This window comes from Streptomyces sp. NPDC004435 (assembly GCF_042873895.1).
Lineage (GTDB): Bacteria > Actinomycetota > Actinomycetes > Streptomycetales > Streptomycetaceae > Streptomyces.
Genome location: NZ_JBIAMB010000019.1, coordinates 48,393 through 69,457, shown reverse-complemented (window position 1 = coordinate 69,457; position 21,065 = coordinate 48,393). Strand labels below are relative to the sequence as shown.

Genomic DNA, 21,065 nt, shown 5'->3' with positions numbered 1-21,065 from the left:
GCACCGGAGTTCACGCCTCCGGTGGGACGCGGACGGCCCCCGCCTCAAGAGGGCGGGGGCCGTGCGGACCGTGTGCCGGGCTCAGCCGACCAGGCTCTCGTCCAGCTCCTCCGTCAGGTTCGACTCGGTGCCGGGGATGCCCAGGTCCTGCGCCCGCTTGTCGGCCATGGCGAGCAGCCGGCGGATCCGGCCGGCCACCGCGTCCTTGGTGAGCGGCGGGTCGGCGAGCGCGCCCAGCTCCTCCAGGGACGCCTGCTTGTGCTCCATGCGCAGCCGGCCGGCGGCGGCGAGGTGCTCCGGCACCTCCTCGCCCAGGATCTCCAGGGCGCGCTGCACGCGGGCGCCGGCCGCGACGGCGGCACGGGCCGAGCGGCGCAGGTTGGCGTCGTCGAAGTTGGCCAGCCGGTTGGCGGTGGCGCGGACCTCGCGGCGCATCCGCCGCTCCTCCCAGGCCAGCACCGACTCGTGCGCGCCGAGCCGGGTGAGCAGGGCGCCGATGGCGTCGCCGTCCCGGACCACGACCCGGTCCACGCCGCGGACCTCGCGGGCCTTCGCGGCGATGGAGAGCCGGCGGGCGGCGCCGACCAGGGCGAGCGCGGCCTCGGGGCCCGGGCAGGTGACCTCCAGGGAGGAGGAGCGGCCCGGCTCGGTCAGCGAGCCGTGGGCGAGGAAGGCACCCCGCCAGGCCGCCTCCGCGTCACAGGTGGCCCCGGAGACGACCTGCGGGGGAAGGCCCCGAATGGGCCGGCCCCGGCCGTCGACCAGGCCCGTCTGGCGGGCCAGCTGGTCGCCGCCGGCCACCACGCGCACGACGAAGCGGGAGCCGCGCCGCAGCCCGCCGGGGGCCATCACGATCAGTTCCGAGCTGTGCCCGAAGATCTCCAGGATGTCCCGCTTCAGCCGCCGGGCCGCCATCGCCGTGTCGAGCTCCGCCTCGATCACGATCCGGCCGCTGACCAGGTGCAGACCGCCCGCGAACCGCAGGATCGAGGAGACCTCCGACTTCCTGCAGCAGGTCCGGGTGACGGGAAGCCGGGAGATCTCGTCCTTCACCGCTGCCGTCATCGCCATGGGCCGATCCTTCCATGCATCCGAAAAATACGGTCGTACGCGGCGGCCAGGCGCTCCGGGTCGTGCTTCGGAGAGCCGTCGGCGCGGGCCACCGGCGCCAGCTCCAGCGCGGCGCCGAGCCGCTTGGCGGCGTCGACGAGGGGTTCCCTGGCTGACACGTCGGGCACGGCGGCCTCGTCGGCCAGCACCACGTCCAGGGCGAGTTTAGGGGCGTGTCGTCCCAAAACCTCCAAATGACGCTGCGGGGAGAAGCCCTCTGTTTCTCCGGGCTGGGGCGCGAGGTTCAGCGAGAGCACCTTCCGGGCCTTCGTCTCGACCAGCGCGTCGAGCAGTTCGGGCACGAGCAGGTGCGGGATCACGGAGGAGAACCAGGAGCCCGGGCCGAGGACGACCCAGTCCGCGTCGAGGACCGCGGCGACGGCCTCCGGCACGGCCGGCGGGTCGTGCGGCACCAGGTGCACGGACTGCACCTCGCCCGGGGTGAGCGCCACGGTGGCCTGGCCGCGGACGGTGTCCACGTCGTCCGGGCGCTCCGGGTCGTGCCCCTTGACCAGGGCCTGGAGCTCCAGCGGAACGGCGGACATGGGCAGCACCCGGCCCTGGGCGCCGAGCAGCCGGCCGACCAGGTCGAGGGCCTGCACGGGGTCGCCGCCCAGCTGCTCCCAGAGGGCGACGATCAGCAGGTTGCCGACGGCGTGGCCGCCCATCTCGCCCTGGGACCGGAAGCGGTGCTGGATGACCCGGGCCCAGGTCTGGCCCCAGTCGTCGTCGCCGCAGAGCGCGGCGAGCGCCTTGCGCAGGTCGCCCGGGGGCAGCACGCCCAGCTCCTCCCGGAGCCGGCCGCTGGAGCCCCCGTCGTCGGCGACGGTGACGACGGCCGTCAGGTCGCCGGTGATCCGCCGCAGCGAGGCGAGGGAGGCGGAGAGGCCCATGCCGCCGCCGAGGGCGACGACCTTCGGCTGGGCGCCGCGCCTGCGGAGCGTCCGCCGCACCGAGAGGGTGGAGGAGGAGCGCCGGCGGTACGGCTTCACTCGCGCCCCATGTCCCGGTGGACGACCACGGTCTCGACGCCCTCGGCGGCGATGCGGGCGGCGAGCTTCTCGGCGGTGGCGACGGAGCGGTGCTTGCCGCCGGTGCAGCCGACGGCGATGGTGACGTACCGCTTGCCCTCGCGGCGGTATCCGGCGGCGATCAGCTGGAGCAGCTCGGTGTAGCGGTCCAGGAACTCCTTGGCGCCGGGCTGGTTGTAGACGTAGTTCGCCACCTCCTCGTTGAGGCCGGTGTACGGGCGCAGCTCGGGGACCCAGTGCGGGTTGGGCAGGAAGCGCATGTCGACGACGAGGTCGGCGTCGACCGGCAGGCCGTACTTGAAGCCGAAGGACATGACGGTGGCCCGCAGCTCGGGCTCCTCCTCGCCGGCGAACTGGGCGTCCATCTTGGCGCGCAGCTCGTGGACGTTGAGGCTGGAGGTGTCGATGACCAGGTCGGCGTCGCCGCGCAGCTCGCGCAGCAGGTCGCGCTCGGCGGCGATGCCGTCGACGATGCGGCCGTCGCCCTGGAGCGGGTGGGGGCGGCGGACCGACTCGAAGCGGCGGACGAGGGCCTCGTCGGAGGACTCCAGGAAGACGATCCGGCGGGTGACCTGCTTGGCGTCGAGGTCGGCCAGGGACTCCCGGAGCGCGTCGAAGAACTGCCGGCCGCGGACGTCGACGACGACCGCGATCCTGGCGACGTTGCCCTGGGAGCGGGCGCCGAGCTCCACCATGGTGGGGATCAGCGCGGGAGGCAGGTTGTCCACGACGAACCAGCCGAGGTCCTCCAGACACTTCGCCGCGGTGGACCGACCGGCTCCGGACATGCCGGAGATGATCACCAGCTCGGGGATGGCCGCCTCGGCGCCGTTGTCGCCCGCCGTCTCCTTCGTGCCCGTACTCACGTGTCCTGCTCCGTCTTCTCGGTGGTGCCCGTCGTGCTCGTGGTGCCCGTCGCGCGGGTGGTGCGTGTCGTGCTGTCGGTGCCCGTCGCCGGGGTGGCGCTCGGTCATGCGGTGGTGCCCCCGTCGTCTTCCATGATCTCTCCTGTGGCCGTGTTGACGGCGGGTGCGGCGGGGGCCGCCCGGGCCAGCGCCACGGCGACCGCCTCCGCGGTCTTCCGGCCGAAGCCGGGGACCTCACAGATCTGCTCGATTGTCGCCTGCTTCAGCCGCTTCACCGAGCCGAAATGCTTGATCAGGGCCTGTTTGCGCGTGTCGCCGAGGCCGGGGACGGCGTCGAGGGGGCTGCTCCGGAGCCGTTTGGTCCGCTTGGAGCGCTGGTAGCGGATGGCGAAATCGTGAGCCGTGTCACGGACCCGCTGGAGGAGGTAGAGGCCCTCGCTGGAACGGGGCAGGACCACCGGGTCGTCGTCGCCGGGCAGCCAGACCTCCTCCAGGCGCTTGGCGAGGCCGCAGACGGCGACGTCGTCGATGCCGAGCTCGTCGAGGGCCCGGCGGGCGGCGGCGACCTGGGGCTGTCCGCCGTCGACGACGACGAGCTGCGGCGGGTAGGCGAAGCGCTTGGGCCTGCCGTCGTCGCCCGCCTCGTCCACGGCGACCTCGCCCTCCTCGCCCCACTCGCCCGTCTTCTCCTTCTCGGCGAGGTAGCGGCGGAAGCGGCGGCCGATGACCTCGTGCATGGAGCGGACGTCGTCCTGGCCCTCGAAGCCCTTGATCTGGAAGCGGCGGTACTCGCTCTTGCGGGGCAGCCCGTCCTCGAAGACGACCATGGAGGCGACGACGTCCTCGCCCTGGAGGTGGGAGATGTCGAAGCACTCGATGCGCAGCGGCGCCGACTCCAGGTCCAGGGCCTCGGCGATCTCCTCCAGGGCGCGGGAGCGGGTGGTGAGGTCGCTGGCGCGCTTGGTCTTGTGGAGGACCAGGGCCTGCTGGGCGTTGCGGGCGACGGTCGCCATGAGGTCCTTCTTGTCGCCGCGCTGCGGGATGCGCAGGGAGACGTTGGACCCCCGGCGGCCGCTCAGCCACTGCGTGACGGCCTCGGCGTCGTCGGGCAGCGCCGGGACCAGGACCTCCCTGGGGACGGAGTCGCCGCTCTCCTCGCCGTAGAGCTGCTGGAGGGCGTGCTCGACGAGGCCGGAGGTGGAGACGGCCTCGACCTTGTCGGTGACCCAGCCGCGCTGGCCGCGGACGCGTCCGCCGCGGACGTGGAAGATCTGGACGGCGGCCTCCAGCTCGTCCTCGGCGAGGGCGATGAGGTCGGCGTCGGTGGCGTCGGCGAGGACGACGGCGCTCTTCTCCATGGCGCGGCGCAGCGCCTCTATGTCGTCGCGGAGCCGGGCCGCCTTCTCGTACTCCATGTCCTCCGCCGCCACCATCATCTGCTTCTCCAGGCGGCGGATGTAGGTGCCGGTGCGGCCGGCCATGAAGTCGCAGAACTCGTCGGCCAGTTCCCGGTGCTCCTCGGGCGTGACCCGGCCGACGCAGGGGGCCGAGCACTTGCCGATGTAGCCGAGGAGGCAGGGCCGGCCGGCCGAGGCGGCGTTCCGGAAGACGCCGGCCGAGCAGGTCCGCACGGGGAAGACCCGCAGCATCAGGTCGACGGTCTCGCGGATCGCCCACGCGTGCGCGTACGGCCCGAAGTACCGGACGCCCTTCTTCTTGTGGCCGCGCATGACCTGGACGCGCGGGAACTCCTCGTTCAGGGTGACCGCGAGGTAGGGGTAGCTCTTGTCGTCCCGGTACTTCACGTTGAACCGGGGGTCGTACTCCTTGATCCAGGTGTACTCCAGCTGGAGCGCCTCGACCTCGGTCGAGACCACCGTCCACTCCACGGACGCGGCCGTGGTCACCATGGTGGCGGTCCGCGGGTGGAGGCTCACGATCGGCTGGAAGTAGTTGGCCAGCCGCTGCTTCAGCGACTTCGCCTTCCCGACGTAGATCACCCGCCGGTGCTCGTCCCGGAACTTGTAGACACCCGGCGAGTCCGGGATCTGACCCGGCTTGGGGCGGTAGCTGGAGGGGTCGGCCATGGCCCCCACCCTACTGGCGGGGACCGACACGGAGGGCGGGCGCACGGGGGTGCCCGGTGCTGTCCCGGACGCCTCGCCCGACGGCCCGGGCCGCCTCGTGGGCGTCCCGGGCCGCCGCTGCCGGCGGGCGGCCTCGTGGGCCGGGCGGAAGGGGCCGCGGGCCGCGGTCAGCAGCCCTGGGTACGGCGGGCGGTCGCGCGGCGGCGGAGGGCCGCCGCGGCGGTCAGGGCGAGGGCGGTCACGGCGCCGAGGGCGGCGATCGTGGAGGCGGCGGTGGCCGCGGCGGGCTGGTGGTGGGGGGCCTGCGCGGCGGTGGCCGACGGGCGGTGCGCGGGGGCCGGTGCCGGGGCCCCGGCGGGTGCGGGGACCGGTGCCTCGGGGGCGTAGCCGCCGGCCGCGCCCTTGCGGGCGTAGGCGGAGCCGGGGAGCTTGTCGGCGTACGCGCGCCTGACCCGGTCGCGGTAGGCGGTGAGGGTCGTCCCGTTCTTCCCGACGGCCGTGACCGCGTCCTCGTCCAGCGGCAGCACCTTCGCGCCCTTCTGGACGAACCAGGCGTCGATCTGCGGTTCGCGGAAGACGAGGCCCCCGGGGAGTCTTCGGGCCCCTTCGCGCGCGTACCGGATCTCGTCGTCACCGGTGGCGATGTTCACCACCTGCCAGCCGCCGGAGCGCCTCACCGTCCACAGGGACGCCTTCTGCCCGTCGGCGGCGACGGCGAGGCTGGCCCGGTACTCCTCGCGGGCCACGGGCGCGCCCGCCGTGCCGGCGACGAAGTCCGCGGCGAGGATCCGTACCGGGACGGACGCGCCGGATATCCGGGGTTCCGCGGCGGTACGGGCGAGCGCCCCGTCGCGGGCGAAGAAGCGGCCCAGGGTGGCCAGCGTCTCCGGCGCCGCGGCGGCCTGCTCGGCGGTCGGCGCGGCCGGCAGCGGGTCGGTGCCGGGGGCGGCCGCGGCGGCGGGGGCCGCGAGGCCGAGGGCGAGGAGCGCGGCGGCCCCGGTCGCGAGTGCCGTGGTGGTCATGATCACGCCCCGATCCGGTAGAGGGAGTGGGTCCAGGAGAAGGAGGCGTTGTTGACGTACCACGCGTGGGAGGCCCAGTTGTAGCGATCGCTGGAAACCCACGGATCTCCCCAGTACACCCAGCTGTTGGCGTCGTCGTAGCCGTACACCACGTGCATGTGCCCGCCGCCGCTGGACCACTGGATGCGGGTCTCGATCGGCCGGTCGGCGTTGATCTCGGTCTGCACGGTGGCGTAGCGCAGCCAGCCGTCGACGTACGAGCCGGGGCGGATGCCCGCCCAGGAGAGGCCGGTCTGGACGTTGGCGAGGGTGGCCTGCCAGTTGGGGCAGTCGTAGCCCTGCTGCCGCTGGAAGGCGGCGTTGCAGAACTGGTTCTGGCTGTAGCCGCGGCCGAACCAGGTGGCGATGGTGTTCCCGCCCGCCGCCCAGCACCAGTTGGTCTTCTGCTGGGCCTGCATGGTGATGTTCAGGCGCTTGGAGGCGAGGGCGGCGGTGGCCCCGGCGGGTGCGGCGGCCGGGGCGGCGGTGGTGTCGGCGGATGCCGAGGCCGCGGTGGGGACGAGGAGAAGCGCGGCGGCGGCGAACGCCACGAGGCCCCTCTTCCCGTTCTGGAGTCGTCTGCGCATGGGGGTTCCTCCCATTGCGGGGGTGGGGATGGGTGGGGGGTGTGGGGGGTGGGGGTGGCGTCCGGACACCGCTTGGAGCATCGGTCGTTGTCGGGAGCGGGTCAACACGCTTCAATGCGGGGTGACATCGGGCTGTGAACGGTGTGGCGCGGGTGTGAACGCGCGGCCGCCGCCGACCAGCCCGCCCGCCGCCCGGGCCGCGCCGGTCCGCGCTCCGGGCGTGAACATTCACCGAGGAGCCCGTGTGAGCCACACCGAGGCCGATCTGGTGCAGCTGCTGCACACCGGCCCCTTCCACCTGGCCCTGCGCACCGCGCTGGCCGTGCGCGGGCTGCCGCTCCAGCGGGTCCAGCACCATCTCGCCCACCGGGGCGTGAAGGTCGGGGTGACCTCCCTGAGCTACTGGCAGCAGGGCGCCCGCAGGCCGCAGCGGCCGGAGTCGCTGAAGGCGGTCCGGGCCCTGGAGGAGGTGCTCCAGCTGCCGGGGAACTCGCTGCTGCGGCTGCTGACGGAGGACGCGGCGGCCCGGGAGGGCGTGGAGCGGCCGGCGGCCCGCTCGTACCGCTCGCTGGTGGAGGCGTCGGGGGCGGTGGAGGAGCTGTTCGCGGAGCTGGAGTCACCGGCCGACGGCGGGCTGCACACGGTCGGCCACCACGAGCGGGTGCGCGTCGGGCCGGCCAGGGAGCTGGTGGGGCGCGAGTCCCAGCACGTGGTGCGCGCGCACCGGGACGGCGTGGACCGCTACCTCGCGATCCACCACGGCGACCCCGGCTGCGATCCGTCCCGCGTGCGCGTGCGTGCGGTGGAGAACTGCCGTACGGGGCGGGTGCGGTGGCACGGGGAGACGGGGGTGCTCGTCGCCGAACTCCTCTTCGACGCACGGCTGCGGGCCGGCGACACGCATCTCTTCTCGTACGGCTTCGAGGACGGGACGGCCGGTCCGAGCGGCGAGTACGTGCGCGGCTTCAGCTTCGCGGGCGGGCAGTACGTGCTCCAGGTCGCCTTCGACGAGGCGGCGCTGCCGGTACGGTGCCGGCGCTTCGCCCAGGCGTCGGCGGGTGCGCCGCGCGGTGGCCGTACGGAGCTGACGCTCGGCGGCCGGCACCGCACGGTGCACCTCGTGGAGCAGGGGGTGCGTCCCGGGATCCTGGGGATCGACTGGGACTGGGACTGACGCCCCGGGGCCGGTCAGGCGGTGGGAGCCGTCTTCGGGCCGGCGACCAGCCTGCCGCCCTCGACGCGGATCTCGACGGCGGGGAGCGGGACGGTGGCGGGGCCCTTGAGGGCCTTGCCGGTGGTGACGTCGAAGCGGCTGCCGTGGCAGGGGCAGTTGCCCTCGTTGTCCTCGATCTTGTCGAGGACGCAGCCGGCGTGGGTGCACTGGGCGCTGAACGCCTTGTACTCGCCCTTGGCGGGGCAGCTCACCAGGACCTTCTGCTCGCGGTAGAGCTTGGCGCCGCCGACCGGGACCTCGTCCGGTGAGCCGAGGGGGACCGGCGCGGTGGGCGTCGGCACCCCGGCGTGGCCCAGCTTGGACTCGGTGGAGCAGGCGGCGACTCCCAGCCCGGCGGCACCGGCGAGAGCGGCACCCTTCAGGACGGTGCGGCGGGTGGACTGGCCGGACATGAGCGCTCCACGGGACGGCGACGGGGTGGTCCCCCGACGATACCCGCGCCCTTTCGGCCGGTTTCGACCCGGGACCCGGATAGGGGCCCGTCCCGGCGCGGGCCCACCCCCGACGCCCCCCGCACGCCGGCCCCCGGGCCGGCGCGAACCCCGGCACGACGCCCCTCGGAGCCGTACCCCCGGATCCCCGACCACCGCCCTCGGGGCCGTACCCCCGGATCCCCGACCACCGCCCTCGGGGCCGTACCCCGAATCCCCGACCACCGCCCTCGGGGACGCGCGTCCAGCTCCTCGACCGACGCCGGCCCGCCCCGGTCCCGTGTGAGCGGGGCCGGGGCGGGCCGGGTGGGCGTCAGGCCTTGCGGGCTCGGGTGGTCGTCGCCTTCTTCGCGGTCTTGGCCGTCTTCGCGGTCTTGGCCGTCTTCGCAGCCTTCGCGGGCGCCGCTTCCGCGGCCTTGGCCGTCTTCTTCGCGGCGGCCGCCTTCCTGGCCGGGGCCTTCTTCGCCGCCGCCTTCCTCGCCGTCCCGCGCGACGCGGGCACACCCGCGTCGCTGATCCGGTCGGCGCCGAGGATCTCGCGGAGGAACTTGCCGGTGTGGCTGGCCGGCTCCGACGCGACCTCCTCGGGCGTGCCCTCGGCGACGACGATGCCGCCGCCGCTGCCGCCCTCGGGGCCCATGTCGATGATCCAGTCGGCGGTCTTGATGACGTCGAGGTTGTGCTCGATGACGATCACCGAGTTGCCCTTGTCGACCAGGCCCGACAGCACCGTGATCAGCTTCGAGATGTCCTCGAAGTGGAGACCGGTGGTCGGCTCGTCCAGCACGTAGACCGTGCGGCCGGTCGAGCGCTTCTGGAGCTCGGAGGCGAGCTTGACGCGCTGCGCCTCGCCACCGGAGAGCGTCGGCGCCGACTGCCCGAGCCGGACGTAGCCGAGTCCGACCTCGTTGAGCGTCCGCAGGTGGCGGGCGATCGTGGGGACGGCCTCGAAGAAGCCCAGGGCCTCCTCGATCGGCATGTCCAGCACCTCGGCGATGGACTTGCCCTTGTAGTGGACCTCCAGGGTCTCCCGGTTGTACCGGGCCCCGTGGCAGACCTCGCACGGCACGTACACGTCCGGGAGGAAGTTCATCTCGATCTTGATGGTGCCGTCGCCGGAGCAGTTCTCGCAGCGGCCGCCCTTGACGTTGAAGGAGAAGCGGCCGGGCAGGTAGCCCCTGACCTTGGCCTCCATCGTCTCCGCGAAGAGCTTGCGGACGTGGTCGAAGACGCCGGTGTACGTCGCCGGGTTGGAGCGCGGGGTGCGCCCGATCGGCGACTGGTCGACGTGCACCACCTTGTCGACGAGGTCGTCCCCGTCCACACGCGTGTGCCGGCCGGGCACCGTCTTGGCGCCGTTCAGCTCGCGCGCGAGGTGGGTGTAGAGGATGTCGTTGACCAGCGTCGACTTGCCGGAGCCGGAGACACCGGTGACGGCGGTGAGGACGCCCAGCGGGAAGGAGACGTCGATGTCCCGCAGGTTGTTCTCCCGGGCGCCGTGCACGGTGAGCAGCCGGCCGGGGTCGATCGGGCGGCGGACGTCCGGCGTGGTGATCGCCCGGCGGCCGGACAGGTACTGCCCGGTCATCGACTCCTCGTTGGCCAGGAGCTCCTTCAAGGTGCCGGAGTGGACGACCTTGCCGCCGTGTTCGCCGGCGCCGGGGCCGATGTCCACCACCCAGTCGGCGACCTTGATGGTGTCCTCGTCGTGCTCGACGACGATGAGCGTGTTGCCCATGTCGCGGAGGCGGACCAGGGTCTCGATCAGACGGTGGTTGTCGCGCTGGTGGAGGCCGATGGACGGCTCGTCGAGGACGTAGAGCACGCCGACCAGGCCGGAGCCGATCTGCGTGGCGAGCCGGATGCGCTGGGCCTCGCCGCCGGAGAGCGTGCCGGCCGCGCGGTTGAGCGAGAGGTAGTCGAGGCCGACGTCCACGAGGAAGCGCAGCCGCTCGTTGACCTCCTTGAGGACCCGCTCGGCGATCTGCTTGTCGCGGGCGTTGAGCCTCAGGCGGGAGAGGAACTCGGCGCAGTCGCTGATGGACATGGCGGAGACCTCGGCGATGGACCGCTCCATCACGGTGACCGCGAGCACGATCGGCTTGAGCCGGGTGCCGTGGCAGGTGGGGCAGGGCACCTCGCGCATGTAGCCCTCGAAGCGCTCCCGGCTGGAGTCGCTCTCCGCCTCGCTGTGGCGCCGCTTCACGAAGGAGACGGCGCCCTCGAAGGCGGGGCTGGTCCACGCGCGCTCGCGCCCGTACCTGTTCCGGTAGCGGACCTCGATCTGCGTCTTGTGGCCGTGCATGAGGGCCTTCTTGGCCCGCTGCGGGAGGCCCGCGTAGGGGATGTCGGTGCGGAAGCCGAGGGCCTGGGAGAGCCCGTCGATCATCCGGCCGAAGTACTCCTTGGTGTGGCCGTGGGACCACGGGTGGATCGCGCCCTCGTCGAGGGACTTCTCCTCGTCCGGGACGACCAGCTCGGGGTCGACCTCCATGCGGGTGCCGATGCCGGTGCAGTCCGGGCAGGCACCGAAGGGCGAGTTGAAGGAGAAGGAGCGGGGCTCCAGCTCCTCGAAGGAGAGGTCGTCGTAGGGGCAGTAGAGGTGCTCCGAGTACATCTTCTCGCGCTCGGGGTCGTCCTCGGGGAGGTCGACGAAGTCGAGCACGACCATGCCGCCGGAGAGCCCGAGGGCGGTCTCGACGGAGTCGGTGAGGCGGCGCTTGGCGCTGTCCTTCACGGTGAGGCGGTCGACGACCACCTCGATGGTGTGCTTCTCCTGCTTCTTGAGCGCCGGCGGCTCGCTGAGCTGGATCGTCGCCCCGTCCACCCGGGCGCGGCTGTAGCCCTTGGTCTGGAGGTCGGCGAAGAGGTCGACGAACTCGCCCTTGCGCTCGCGCACCAGCGGCGACAGCACCTGGAAGCGGCTGCCCTCGGGGAGGGCCAGGACCTTGTCGACGATGGCCTGCGGCGACTGGCGGGAGATCGGCCGGCGGCACTCGGGACAGTGCGGCTTGCCGATGCGGGCGAAGAGGAGGCGGAGGTAGTCGTAGACCTCGGTGATGGTGCCGACCGTGGAGCGCGGGTTGCGCGAGGTCGACTTCTGGTCGATGGAGACCGCGGGCGAGAGGCCCTCGATGAAGTCCACGTCCGGCTTGTCCATCTGGCCGAGGAACTGCCGGGCGTACGAGGAGAGCGACTCGACGTACCGGCGCTGCCCCTCGGCGAAGATCGTGTCGAACGCGAGGGAGGACTTGCCCGACCCCGAGAGCCCGGTGAAGACGATGAGGGAGTCACGGGGAAGGTCGAGCGAGACGTTCTTGAGGTTGTGCTCGCGCGCGCCACGGACGATGAGACGGTCGGCCACGCCGGTCCGCACCTTTCTTGAGAGAGCGGATGGAGAGCGGGTGTGCCTGAGCTGTTCGCCCGAGCACCCGAAGCACTCAACAACCAAGGATGCCCGATGCTTCCTCGGCCGTCGGTTGCCGCCAACGAGCTTATAGCACGTACATTCGATTTCCGGGCTCAGTCCGCCTGCTTCACCCGATCGAGTGGTCGGCGCTAGGGTCGGCGCCATGATCGACCACGAGCGCGACCTCGCCTCCCTGAGCGAGGCGACCGAGCGACTGCTGACCGAAGCCGCCTCCTGGGACAACGCCTCCGTCGCCGAGCCGTCACGGCTTCCCGGCTGGACGCGCGGCCACGTCCTCGCCCACCTGGCCCGGAACGCCGACGCCCTGGTGAACGTCATCGAGGGCCGGCCCATGTACGCGAGCGCCGAGACGCGCGAGGCGGACATCGAGCGCGACGCCCCCCGCCCCCTCGACGCCCAGCTCGCCGACCTCCGCGAGACGGCCGAGCGCTTCCGCGCGGCCGCGGCCGCCGTCCCCGACTGGAGCCGCACCGTCGAGCTGCGCAACGGCGTCACCGACAGCGCCTCCCGGATCCCCTTCCGCCGCTGGGTGGAGGTCGCCCTGCACCACGTGGACCTCGACCGCGGCTACGAGCTGGAGGACCTCCCCGAGGAGTTCGTCCAGCGGGAGATCGACTTCCTCGCCGAGCGGTTCGCCGGGCACCCGTCCGTCCCCTCCACCGGCCTCCGTGCCGACGACGGGCGGACGTGGACCACCGGCGGCGGGGCCGAGGGCGCCTCCGTGGGCGTCTCCGGGCCCGCGCCCGAGCTCCTCGGCTGGCTCGCCGGCCGCCGCGACGGCTCGGCGCTGAAGACCGAGGGCGGCCCGCTCCCCCAGCTCCCGCCCCTGTAGACCGCCTCCCCGGGACCGCTGTCGGCGCGCGGGGCTAGGCTGAGCCCATGACGTACAGCGGAGCGGTGAGGGTGGGCGGCCCGGCCGACGTCCACGAGCTGAAAGACCTGATGATCTCGAAGGTCGCGGTCGGTCCGATGAACAACAACGCGTACCTGCTGCGCTGCCGGGCCACCGGCCGGCAGCTGCTGATCGACGCCGCCGCGGAGGCGTCGACCCTGCTCACGCTGATCGGTGACGACGGCATCGCCTCCGTCGTCACCACCCACCGGCACGGCGACCACTGGCAGGCCCTGGGCGAGGTGGTCGCCGCCACCGGCGCCACCACGTACGCGGGCGTGTACGACGCCGAGGGCATCCCGGTCGCCACCGACGTCCTGGTGGAGGACGGCGACACGATCCGCGTGGGCGAGGTGGAGCTCACCGCCCGCCACATCGTCGGCCACACCCCCGGCTCGATCGCGCTGGTCTACGACGACCCGCACGGCCACCCGCACCTCTTCCCCGGCGACTGCCTCTTCCCCGGCGGGGTCGGCAACACCTGGCAGGACGCGGACGCCTTCGCGAGCCTCCTGCACGACGTCGAGACCAAGCTCTTCGCCGCGCTGCCGGACGAGACCTGGGTCTACCCCGGCCACGGCAAGGACACCACGCTCGGTGACGAGCGCCCGCACCTCCCGGAGTGGCGCGAGCGCGGCTGGTGAGCCGCCCGGCACCGAAGCGCCCCCGGTACCGCCGGGGGCGCTCCCGTACGCCCCCGTAACCCGGACGGCGGCGGGGTAGTTGGCGGCACATGCACCCCAGTCACGCTCCGTCGCCCCCGGCGGCCCGTCCCACCCCCTCGATGCCCCGGCTCGCCGCCGCCTCCCTCGTCGGCACCGCCATCGAGTTCTTCGACTTCTTCGTCTACGGGACGGCCGCCGCCCTCGTCCTCGGGCCGCTCTTCTTCCCGACCTTCTCCCCGCTCGCCGGGACCCTCGCCGCCTTCGGCACCTTCGCCGTCGGCTTCCTCTCCCGCCCCATGGGCTCCGTCCTCTTCGGGCACATCGGGGACCGGCACGGACGCCGGCCGGTGCTCTTCGCCTCCCTGCTGCTGACCGGCTGCGCCACCGTGGCGGTCGGCTGCGTCCCCACGTACGACACGATCGGCGTCGCCGCTCCGCTGCTGCTGCTCGTGCTCCGCTTCCTCCAGGGGCTCGGGCTGGGCGGCGAGTGGGGCGGGGCCGTCCTGCTGACCGCGGAGCACGCCCCGCCGCACCGCCGGGCGCTGTGGGCGAGCTTCCCGCAGATCGGCCCTTCGGTCGGCTTCCTCCTGGCGAACGGCGTGATGCTGGCGCTCACCGCGGGTCTGAGCGACGCCGACTTCCGCTCCTGGGGCTGGCGGGTGCCGTTCTGGGCGGCGGGCCTGCTCGCCGCCGTCGGGCTGATGCTGCGTTCCTCGCTCGCCGAGACCCCGCAGTTCGAGGAGCTGTCCGCGTCCGGGCGGCGGGCGAGCGCCCCGCTCGCCGAGGTGGCGCGCGACCACTGGCGGCTCGTCCTGCTGACCGCCGGCGCCCTCGCCGTGGGGTACGCGATCTTCTACACGGTCTCCACGTGGGCGCTGGCGTACGGCACCGAGCGGCTCGGGGTGAGCAGTGTGGTGATGCTGGTGTGTGTGATGGCCGCGGTGGCGGTGAAGGGTGCCGTCACGCCGTTCCTGGCCCTGCTGGGCGACCGCTGGGGCCGCCGGCCGCTCTGCCTGGCCGGCTGCGCGGGGGCCGCGCTGTGGATGTTCCCGATGGTGGCCCTGCTGCACACCGGGCGGCCGCTGCTGATGTTCCTGGGCTTCCTGGGGGCACTGCTGGCCTTCATCACGATGTTCTCCGTGGTCGCCGCGTACCTCCCGGAGCTGTACGAGCCCCGGGTGCGGTGCACGGGCGCGGCGGTGGGCTACAACCTCGCGGGCGTGCTCGGCGGGGCGCTGACCCCGATCGTGGCCACCACGCTCTCCGAGGGCGGCGACGGCCCTCCGTGGGGCGTGGCCGCCTATCTGACGGTGGTGGCCCTGGTGAGCCTCGGCTGCTTCGCCCTCCTGCCGGAGACGCTTCCTGAGCGCCGCCCGGCCGAGACTCCCGAGAAGGTGCCCGTCTGACGCGCCTGCCGAGGGGTACGCGGACGGCGACGGCCGGTCCGGGCGGGATGCCCGGGCCGGCCGTCGCCGTCGTCGTGCGGGAGGGTCAGGCGTCGACGCCGGTCTTCCCCGCGTCGTCCTTCGTCGCGTCCGGAGCCGCGTCTGTGGCCGCGTCCTTCTCGGCCGCCTCCAGGGCGGCCTTCTCGGACTGCTTCTTGGAGGCGATCAGGCTGGTGATCGTGGTGATGACCAGGACGCCCAGGATGACGCCGAGGGAGACCGGGATGGAGATCTCCGGGACGTGCACACCGGACTCGTGCAGGGCGTGCAGGACCAGCTTCACGCCGATGAAGCCGAGGATCACCGACAGGCCGTAGCTGAGGTGGACCAGCTTCTTCAGCAGACCGCCGATGAGGAAGTACAGCTGGCGCAGACCCATCAGGGCGAACGCGTTGGCCGTGAAGACGATGTACGGGTCCTGGGTCAGGCCGAAGATCGCGGGGATCGAGTCCATCGCGAACAGCACGTCGGTCATGCCGATGGCCAGCATGACGACGAAGAGCGGCGTCATGACCTTCTTGCCGTGCTGCACGACGAAGAGCTTGGTGCCGTGGTAGCGGTCCGCGACGCCGAACTTCTTCTCGATGGACTTCAGCAGGCGGTTCTCGTTCCAGTCGTCCTCGTCCTCGTCGGACATGGCCTCCTTGACGAGCTTCCAGGCGGTGTAGATGAGGAAGGCGCCGAAGATATAGAAGACCCACGAGAAGCTCGCGATGATCGCGGCACCGGCCGCGATGAAGATCGCCCGCAGGACGAGGGCGATGAGCACGCCGAAGAGCAGGACCCGCTGCTGCAGGTGGGACGGCACGGCGAACTTCGCCATGATCAGGATGAAGACGAAGAGGTTGTCGACGCTGAGCGACTTCTCCGTGATGAAGCCCGCGAAGAACTCGCCGCCCGCCTGTCCGCCGCCCCAGATCGTGACACCGACGCCGAAGAGCACGGCGAGCACGATCCAGACGATGGTCCAGATTCCGGCTTCCTTGACCGACACGTCATGGGGCTTGCGCCCGATGAAGAAGTCGACCGCGATCAGGGCACACAGACCAAGAATGGTCAGCACCCAGATGGTCATAGAAACGTCCACTGCGCCTCCGGCTTCGTACGGCTACTGATCAGCGTCGTCGCTGCCGGAGGTCTCTTCCACCCGGGGCCGCTCGCGCGACCGCCGGGCCGACGCCCCGGGACCGGATGTCCTTGATCCGTCCGTATTGACGGGTACGCCGCGCATGGGGAGTACTCCCCTCCGCTGGGAAGAGAGTACCCGAAGACCCAAGAGAAGGTAAAGAAAAAGGTAAAGCGGACACCAAGAGCGCAGGTCAGCCCAGGTTTCTCCGACGGGCCTCCGCGATCTGTCCGAGGACCTGCCAGAGCACCGCGCTGCCCGGCGGGACCGTCGGCGGCTCGTACGTCCAGGCGTGGCCCACCCAGGGGTCGGCGAGGTGGTCGTCGGGCACGGGCGTGAGCCGGAGCAGCGAACGCCACAGCGGGTCGAGCACCGGCCCGTACGCGTCCGCGTCCGACCGGTCCGCGACCATCAGCAGGTGGACGCCGACGGAGGGCCCCTCGTCGGCGAGGTAGCGGAGCCGGGTGACGGCCCGGTCGTCGAAGCCGTGCGGGAAGTCGTGGACGACGAGCAGCTGACGCGACAGGTCGAAGCCGGGCGGCAGGTCCTCGGAGGCGTCGCCCCGCACCGCCATCTGCAGCAGGTCCACCCGCTCGGTGAGCTGGGCGAGGACGGCGGTGACCCCGGCCGCGCCGCGGGCCGGGGGGCCCGCCAGGACGCCGGTCTCGGCCAGCGGCGCGAAGGCCGCGGCCCCGCTGCCGGCGGGGTCGAGGACGTGGACGGTGAGGCTGCCGGCGGGGTGGGCGGCGAGCAGCCGGGCGGTGTGCGCGACGGCGCTGTCCAGGGCGAGCCGGCGCAGCTCGGTGTCGTCGAGCAGTCCGGCCGCCGAGGTGCGGCCGGGGCCCGAGTCCACCCAGAGCCCACGCTCCAGCGGGAGGCGGACGAGGAAGGGGATCCTCAGGCCGGTCCGCTCGGGCACGTGGAGGTCGCCGAGGCGGACCGCCATCGGCGGCTCCTCCGGGGTCCGGTAGGCGTGCCAGACGGGGTTGTCCCAGCGGGCGTAGGCGGCGGGCAGGGCCGGCTCGACGACCTCGGACTCGGCGGTGAGCTGCGCGAGGTCCCGGTCGAGGACCTCCTGGGCACGGCTCATCAGCTCCTCGTGCGTGGCCCGGGCCTCGGCACGGGCGGCGTCGCCGGCACCTCCGACGCGGGTGCTCGGGTCGGCGAGGACCTGGTCGATCGCGCGGTCGAGGCGGTGGTCGGCGAAGTCGCGGGCGCTGCGGTAGGCGGCGACGGTCCTGGCCAGGTCCTCGAACATGCCCCAGACCTGGTTGTAGAGCCGTTCGTCCATGGTCCAGCCGGTGGCGTCCCCGGCGACGGGCGCCGGGCGGGACTGCGCCGGCGCGACCGGCGACTCGGACGGAGGCGGCGGTACGGCTCCGGGGCCGGGCGCGGCCGGGCCCGGGACCGGGCGGCGGCTCGGGTGGGTGTAGCTGATGGTGGTGGAGGCGTCGGTGGCGGACTCCGAGGGGGAGACCGAGGCGGTGACGGTGACGTCGGCCGCGGCGGTCCCGGGGAGCGGCGTCGAGGCGGTCTCGGGGAGCGGCGCCGGGGCGGTCTCGGGGAGCGGCGCCGGGGCGACGGTGGCCAGGACGGCGGCGGCGAGGTCGGCGGCGGCCGGGGCGCCCTGGTCGGCGAGGAGGGCGGCGAGCCCGCCCTCGTACCCCTGCCCGACGGCGCGGACCTTCCAGACGCCCTGGCGTCGGTACAACTCCACGGCGACGACGGCGGACTCCCGGTCGAGGCCGGTGATGGTGTACGTGGCGACGGCGGCGCCCGCCGGGTCGGCGACGCACACGAAGGGGGCGGCTGCGGTACCGAAGCGGGCCGGGCCGCCCGCGCCCTGCGGCAGCGCGAGGAGCAGCGAGATCCGGTGGACGGTGTCCGGGAGGGCCGCGAGGTCCACGGCGATGCGGTGCTCGGCGGCGGCCCCGGCGGGGACCTCGACCCCGGGCCGTACCGGGGCGCCGGGGTGGGCGATCCACTCGGCTCCGGCGACCTGCCCCCGGTCGTCGCCGAGGGTGGCCCCGGCAACGACCGGGTGTCCCGCGGACACCCGGAGTTCGAGTCGGGTGTCGGGCAGGGGGTGGTTCTGTCCCCGGACCAGCTCGGCCGTCATCTCGACTCTGTTCCCCTCGGCGCTTTTCTCGGTCGGTCATGCGGGACAGCTCCCGGCGGGCCGGTGCCCGTCGGGAGCTGCGGTGCGGTGGTGCCGCGGCGGCGGGCCCTGAGCGGGCCCGCCGGTCCGCCCTACAGGTGCGGCAGGATCGACGGCATCAGGTCCTGGAAGGTGCGGCCGTTGGCCGGGTTGCCCAGGGCGGTCATCTGCCATCCGGATCCGGCCCGGTGCACCTTCGCCATGATCTGCGCGGTGTACTGGCCGCCGCCGTCCAGGGTGTAGCGGGCGAGCTCCTGGCCGGTCGTCTCGTCGACGAGCCGGCAGAAGGCGTTCTGCACCTCCTGGAAGGTCTGCCCGGTGAAGGAGTTCACCGTGAAGACGATCTGGTCGATGTGGACGGGGATCCGCTGGAGGTCGACGAGGATGGCCTCGTCGTCGCCGCCCTGGCCCACGCCGCCCACGAGGTTGTCACCGGTGTGCCGGACGGAGCCGTCGTCGCTGACCAGGTGACGGAAGAAGACCACGTCCACCGGCTGCTTCTCGGCGAAGAGCACGGCGGAGGCGTCCAGGTCGATCTCACGGGTGCGCGAGCCGAAGAGCCCCCGGCGCGGCGCGGCCTGCCAGCCGAGCCCCATCCGTACCTGGGTGAGGCTGCCCCCGCCCTGCTTCTCCAGGCTGATGGCCTGCCCCTTGGTCATGTTGACCGTCACGCGCTGCCCCTCTCGTCGTTGTGGCAGCACCCTACGCAGGGGCACTGACAGCGTGCCGGGTGCGGCCCGGTTTTGTGTCGGTCTTGCAACACACCGGGCCGTCTCCGTTCACGCCAGTCCCGCCTCCTTCATCTGGCGCAGTTCCTTCTTCAGTTCGGCGACCTCGTCGCGCAGCCGGGCAGCCACCTCGAACTGCAGCTCGGCGGCGGCGGCGCGCATCCGCTCCGTCATCTCCTCGATGACCCCGGCCAGTTCGGCGGCGGGACGGTCGCCGAGCTCAAGCGTCGAGCCGGCCTTGGCGGCCGCCTTCCCCGCCTTGCCCGCCTTCGGGCCGTGCGCGGCGAGCGAGGGGACCGGGGACTTGGCGCCCTTGCCGTCCTTGGCCTGCCGGTAGCCGGTGCCGAGCAGTTGCTCGGTGTCGACCTCCTCGCGCGCGATGGTGGCGACGATGTCGTTGATCTTCTTGCGGAGCGGCTGGGGGTCGATCCCGTGCTCGGTGTTGTAGGCGACCTGCTTCTCACGGCGCCGGTTGGTCTCGTCGATGGCCTGCGCCATCGCCGGGGTGATGGTGTCGGCGTACATGTGGACCTGTCCCGACACGTTCCGCGCGGCGCGGCCGATCGTCTGGATGAGGGAGGTCCCGGAGCGCAGGAAGCCCTGCTTGTCGGCGTCGAGGATGGCGACGAGGGAGACCTCGGGCAGGTCGAGGCCCTCGCGGAGCAGGTTGATGCCGACGAGGACGTCGTACTCGCCGGCGCGCAGTTCGCGCAGCAGCTCGATGCGGCGCAGGGTGTCGACGTCGCTGTGGAGGTAGCGGACCTGGATGCCCAGTTCCAGGAAGTAGTCGGTGAGGTCCTCGGCCATCTTCTTGGTGAGGGTGGTGACGAGGACGCGCTCGTCCCGCTCGGTGCGGACCCGGATCTCGTGGACCAGGTCGTCGATCTGGCCCTCGGTGGGCTTGACGACGACCTCGGGGTCGACGAGGCCGGTGGGGCGGATGATCTGCTCGACGAAGCCGTCGGAGCGGGACAGCTCGTAGGTGCCGGGGGTGGCGGAGAGGTAGACGGTCTGGCCGATCCGCCCCTGGAACTCCTCCCACTTCAGCGGCCGGTTGTCGAGGGCGGAGGGGAGCCGGAAGCCGTGGTCGACGAGGGTGCGCTTGCGGGAGGCGTCGCCTTCGTACATGGCGCCGATCTGCGGCACCGTGACGTGCGACTCGTCGATGACGAGGAGGAAGTCCTCCGGGAAGTAGTCGAGGAGGGTGTTGGGCGGGGAGCCGGGCTCGCGGCCGTCGAAGTGCATCGAGTAGTTCTCGATGCCGGAGCAGGAGCCGATCTGGCGCATCATCTCGATGTCGTAGGTGGTGCGCATGCGGAGCCGCTGGGCCTCCAGCATCTTGCCCTGCTTCTCCAGCTCCTTCAGGCGCTGGTCGAGCTCGCGCTCGATGTCGTTGACGGCCCGCTCCATGCGCTCTGGGCCGGCGACGTAGTGGCTGGCGGGGAAGACGTACAGCTGCTGGTCCTCGCTGATGATCTCGCCGGTCAGCGGGTGCAGGGTGGAGAGCGCCTCGATCTCGTCGCCGAACATCTCGATGCGGACGGCGAGCTCCTCGTACACGGGGAAGATCTCGATGGTGTCGCCGCGGACCCGGAAGGTGCCGCGGGTGAAGGCGAGGTCGTTGCGCGTGTACTGGATGTCGACGAAGCGGCGGAGCAGCTGGTCGCGGTCGATCTCCTCGCCGACCTTGAGCGGGACCATGCGGTCCACGTACTCCTGCGGGGTGCCGAGGCCGTAGATGCAGGAGACGGAGGCGACCACGACCACGTCACGGCGGGTGAGCAGCGAGTTGGTGGCGGAGTGGCGCAGCCGCTCGACCTCCTCGTTGATCGAGGAGTCCTTCTCGATGTAGGTGTCCGACTGGGGGACGTACGCCTCGGGCTGGTAGTAGTCGTAGTACGAGACGAAGTACTCGACCGCGTTGTTGGGCAGGAGCTCGCGGAACTCGTTCGCCAGCTGGGCGGCCAGGGTCTTGTTCGGCGCCATCACCAGGGTGGGGCGCTGGAGCTTCTCGATCATCCAGGCCGTGGTGGCCGACTTGCCGGTGCCGGTGGCGCCGAGCAGGACGACGTCCTTCTCGCCGGCGCGGACGCGCCGGTCCAGCTCGGCGATGGCCGCCGGCTGGTCGCCGCTCGGCTGGTAGGAGGAGACGACCTCGAAGGGCGCCACCGAACGTTCGATCTTGGAAACGGGCCGCATGCCACCACCGTACGA

Annotated in this window: 16 protein-coding genes; 4 read left to right on the top strand and 12 right to left on the bottom strand. The window is 72.5% G+C overall.

Going from position 1 to position 21,065, the window contains the following annotated elements; translation table 11 throughout:
* Positions 1 to 81: 81 nt before the first annotated feature.
* From whiA to ACFYT9_RS29555, 6 genes are all read right to left on the bottom strand, one after another.
* The gene (gene whiA, locus ACFYT9_RS29580; protein ID WP_030746080.1) at positions 82 to 1,071 is read right to left on the bottom strand and encodes a DNA-binding protein WhiA; all 990 of its coding nucleotides are present in this window, start codon (positions 1,069 to 1,071) and stop codon (positions 82 to 84) included.
* Complete coding sequence (gene yvcK, locus ACFYT9_RS29575; protein ID WP_376604332.1) at positions 1,062 to 2,102, bottom strand: uridine diphosphate-N-acetylglucosamine-binding protein YvcK; 1,041 nt, start codon at positions 2,100 to 2,102, stop codon at positions 1,062 to 1,064. The genes whiA and yvcK overlap by 10 nt, the downstream gene beginning before the upstream one ends.
* Positions 2,099 to 3,115, bottom strand: coding sequence for an RNase adapter RapZ (rapZ, locus tag ACFYT9_RS29570; RefSeq protein WP_376604330.1), 1,017 nt, complete (start codon positions 3,113 to 3,115; stop codon positions 2,099 to 2,101). Before rapZ ends, yvcK begins: the two co-directional genes overlap by 4 nt.
* Positions 3,112 to 5,094, bottom strand: coding sequence for an excinuclease ABC subunit UvrC (gene uvrC / locus ACFYT9_RS29565; protein WP_387275886.1), 1,983 nt, complete (start codon positions 5,092 to 5,094; stop codon positions 3,112 to 3,114). Before uvrC ends, rapZ begins: the two co-directional genes overlap by 4 nt.
* Positions 5,095 to 5,261: 167 nt before the next feature.
* Positions 5,262 to 6,116, bottom strand: coding sequence for a hypothetical protein (locus ACFYT9_RS29560; RefSeq protein ID WP_389168800.1), 855 nt, complete (start codon positions 6,114 to 6,116; stop codon positions 5,262 to 5,264).
* Between the two features lie 2 nt (positions 6,117 to 6,118).
* On the bottom strand, positions 6,119 to 6,742 hold the full coding sequence (locus tag ACFYT9_RS29555; RefSeq protein ID WP_389168798.1) for a papain-like cysteine protease family protein: 624 nt from the start codon (positions 6,740 to 6,742) through the stop codon (positions 6,119 to 6,121).
* A gap of 244 nt (positions 6,743 to 6,986) precedes the next feature.
* Here ACFYT9_RS29555 and ACFYT9_RS29550 point away from each other — a divergent pair, with 244 nt between their 5' ends.
* Positions 6,987 to 7,916: a hypothetical protein gene (locus tag ACFYT9_RS29550; RefSeq protein ID WP_376605341.1), complete on the top strand. Its 930-nt coding sequence runs from the start codon at positions 6,987 to 6,989 to the stop codon at positions 7,914 to 7,916.
* Positions 7,917 to 7,930: 14 nt separating this feature from the next.
* On the opposite strand, the gene ACFYT9_RS29545 is transcribed toward ACFYT9_RS29550, so the two are convergent.
* Together ACFYT9_RS29545 and uvrA are read right to left on the bottom strand one after the other, a co-directional pair.
* Entirely contained in the window at positions 7,931 to 8,368 is a 438-nt protein-coding gene (locus ACFYT9_RS29545; protein ID WP_387275892.1) for a Rieske (2Fe-2S) protein, read from the bottom strand.
* A gap of 352 nt (positions 8,369 to 8,720) precedes the next feature.
* Positions 8,721 to 11,771, bottom strand: coding sequence for an excinuclease ABC subunit UvrA (gene uvrA / locus ACFYT9_RS29540; RefSeq protein WP_389168796.1), 3,051 nt, complete (start codon positions 11,769 to 11,771; stop codon positions 8,721 to 8,723).
* A 208-nt stretch (positions 11,772 to 11,979) separates the two neighbouring features.
* On the opposite strand from uvrA, the gene ACFYT9_RS29535 reads away from it, so the two are divergent.
* The 3 genes from ACFYT9_RS29535 to ACFYT9_RS29525 all read left to right on the top strand — a co-directional run bounded on the left by ACFYT9_RS29535 (position 11,980) and on the right by ACFYT9_RS29525 (position 14,800).
* Positions 11,980 to 12,669, top strand: coding sequence for a maleylpyruvate isomerase family mycothiol-dependent enzyme (locus ACFYT9_RS29535; RefSeq protein ID WP_389168794.1), 690 nt, complete (start codon positions 11,980 to 11,982; stop codon positions 12,667 to 12,669).
* A gap of 47 nt (positions 12,670 to 12,716) precedes the next feature.
* Positions 12,717 to 13,373: an MBL fold metallo-hydrolase gene (locus ACFYT9_RS29530; protein ID WP_389168792.1), complete on the top strand. Its 657-nt coding sequence runs from the start codon at positions 12,717 to 12,719 to the stop codon at positions 13,371 to 13,373.
* A gap of 140 nt (positions 13,374 to 13,513) precedes the next feature.
* A complete protein-coding gene (locus tag ACFYT9_RS29525; RefSeq protein WP_389168896.1) occupies positions 13,514 to 14,800 on the top strand; it encodes an MFS transporter in 1,287 nt (428 codons plus the stop codon).
* Positions 14,801 to 14,885: 85 nt separating this feature from the next.
* Here ACFYT9_RS29525 and ACFYT9_RS29520 read toward each other — a convergent pair whose 3' ends face one another.
* From ACFYT9_RS29520 to uvrB, 4 genes are all read right to left on the bottom strand, one after another.
* Entirely contained in the window at positions 14,886 to 15,914 is a 1,029-nt protein-coding gene (locus ACFYT9_RS29520) for a TerC family protein (RefSeq protein ID WP_387274076.1), read from the bottom strand.
* Positions 15,915 to 16,158: 244 nt separating this feature from the next.
* Complete coding sequence (locus ACFYT9_RS29515) at positions 16,159 to 18,084, bottom strand: TerD family protein (protein ID WP_389168790.1); 1,926 nt, start codon at positions 18,082 to 18,084, stop codon at positions 16,159 to 16,161.
* Positions 18,085 to 18,215: 131 nt separating this feature from the next.
* A complete protein-coding gene (locus ACFYT9_RS29510) occupies positions 18,216 to 18,794 on the bottom strand; it encodes a TerD family protein (protein ID WP_376601620.1) in 579 nt (192 codons plus the stop codon).
* Positions 18,795 to 18,902: 108 nt separating this feature from the next.
* Positions 18,903 to 21,050, bottom strand: coding sequence for an excinuclease ABC subunit UvrB (gene uvrB, locus ACFYT9_RS29505; RefSeq protein ID WP_387274080.1), 2,148 nt, complete (start codon positions 21,048 to 21,050; stop codon positions 18,903 to 18,905).
* Between the last annotated feature and the right edge of the window lie 15 nt (positions 21,051 to 21,065).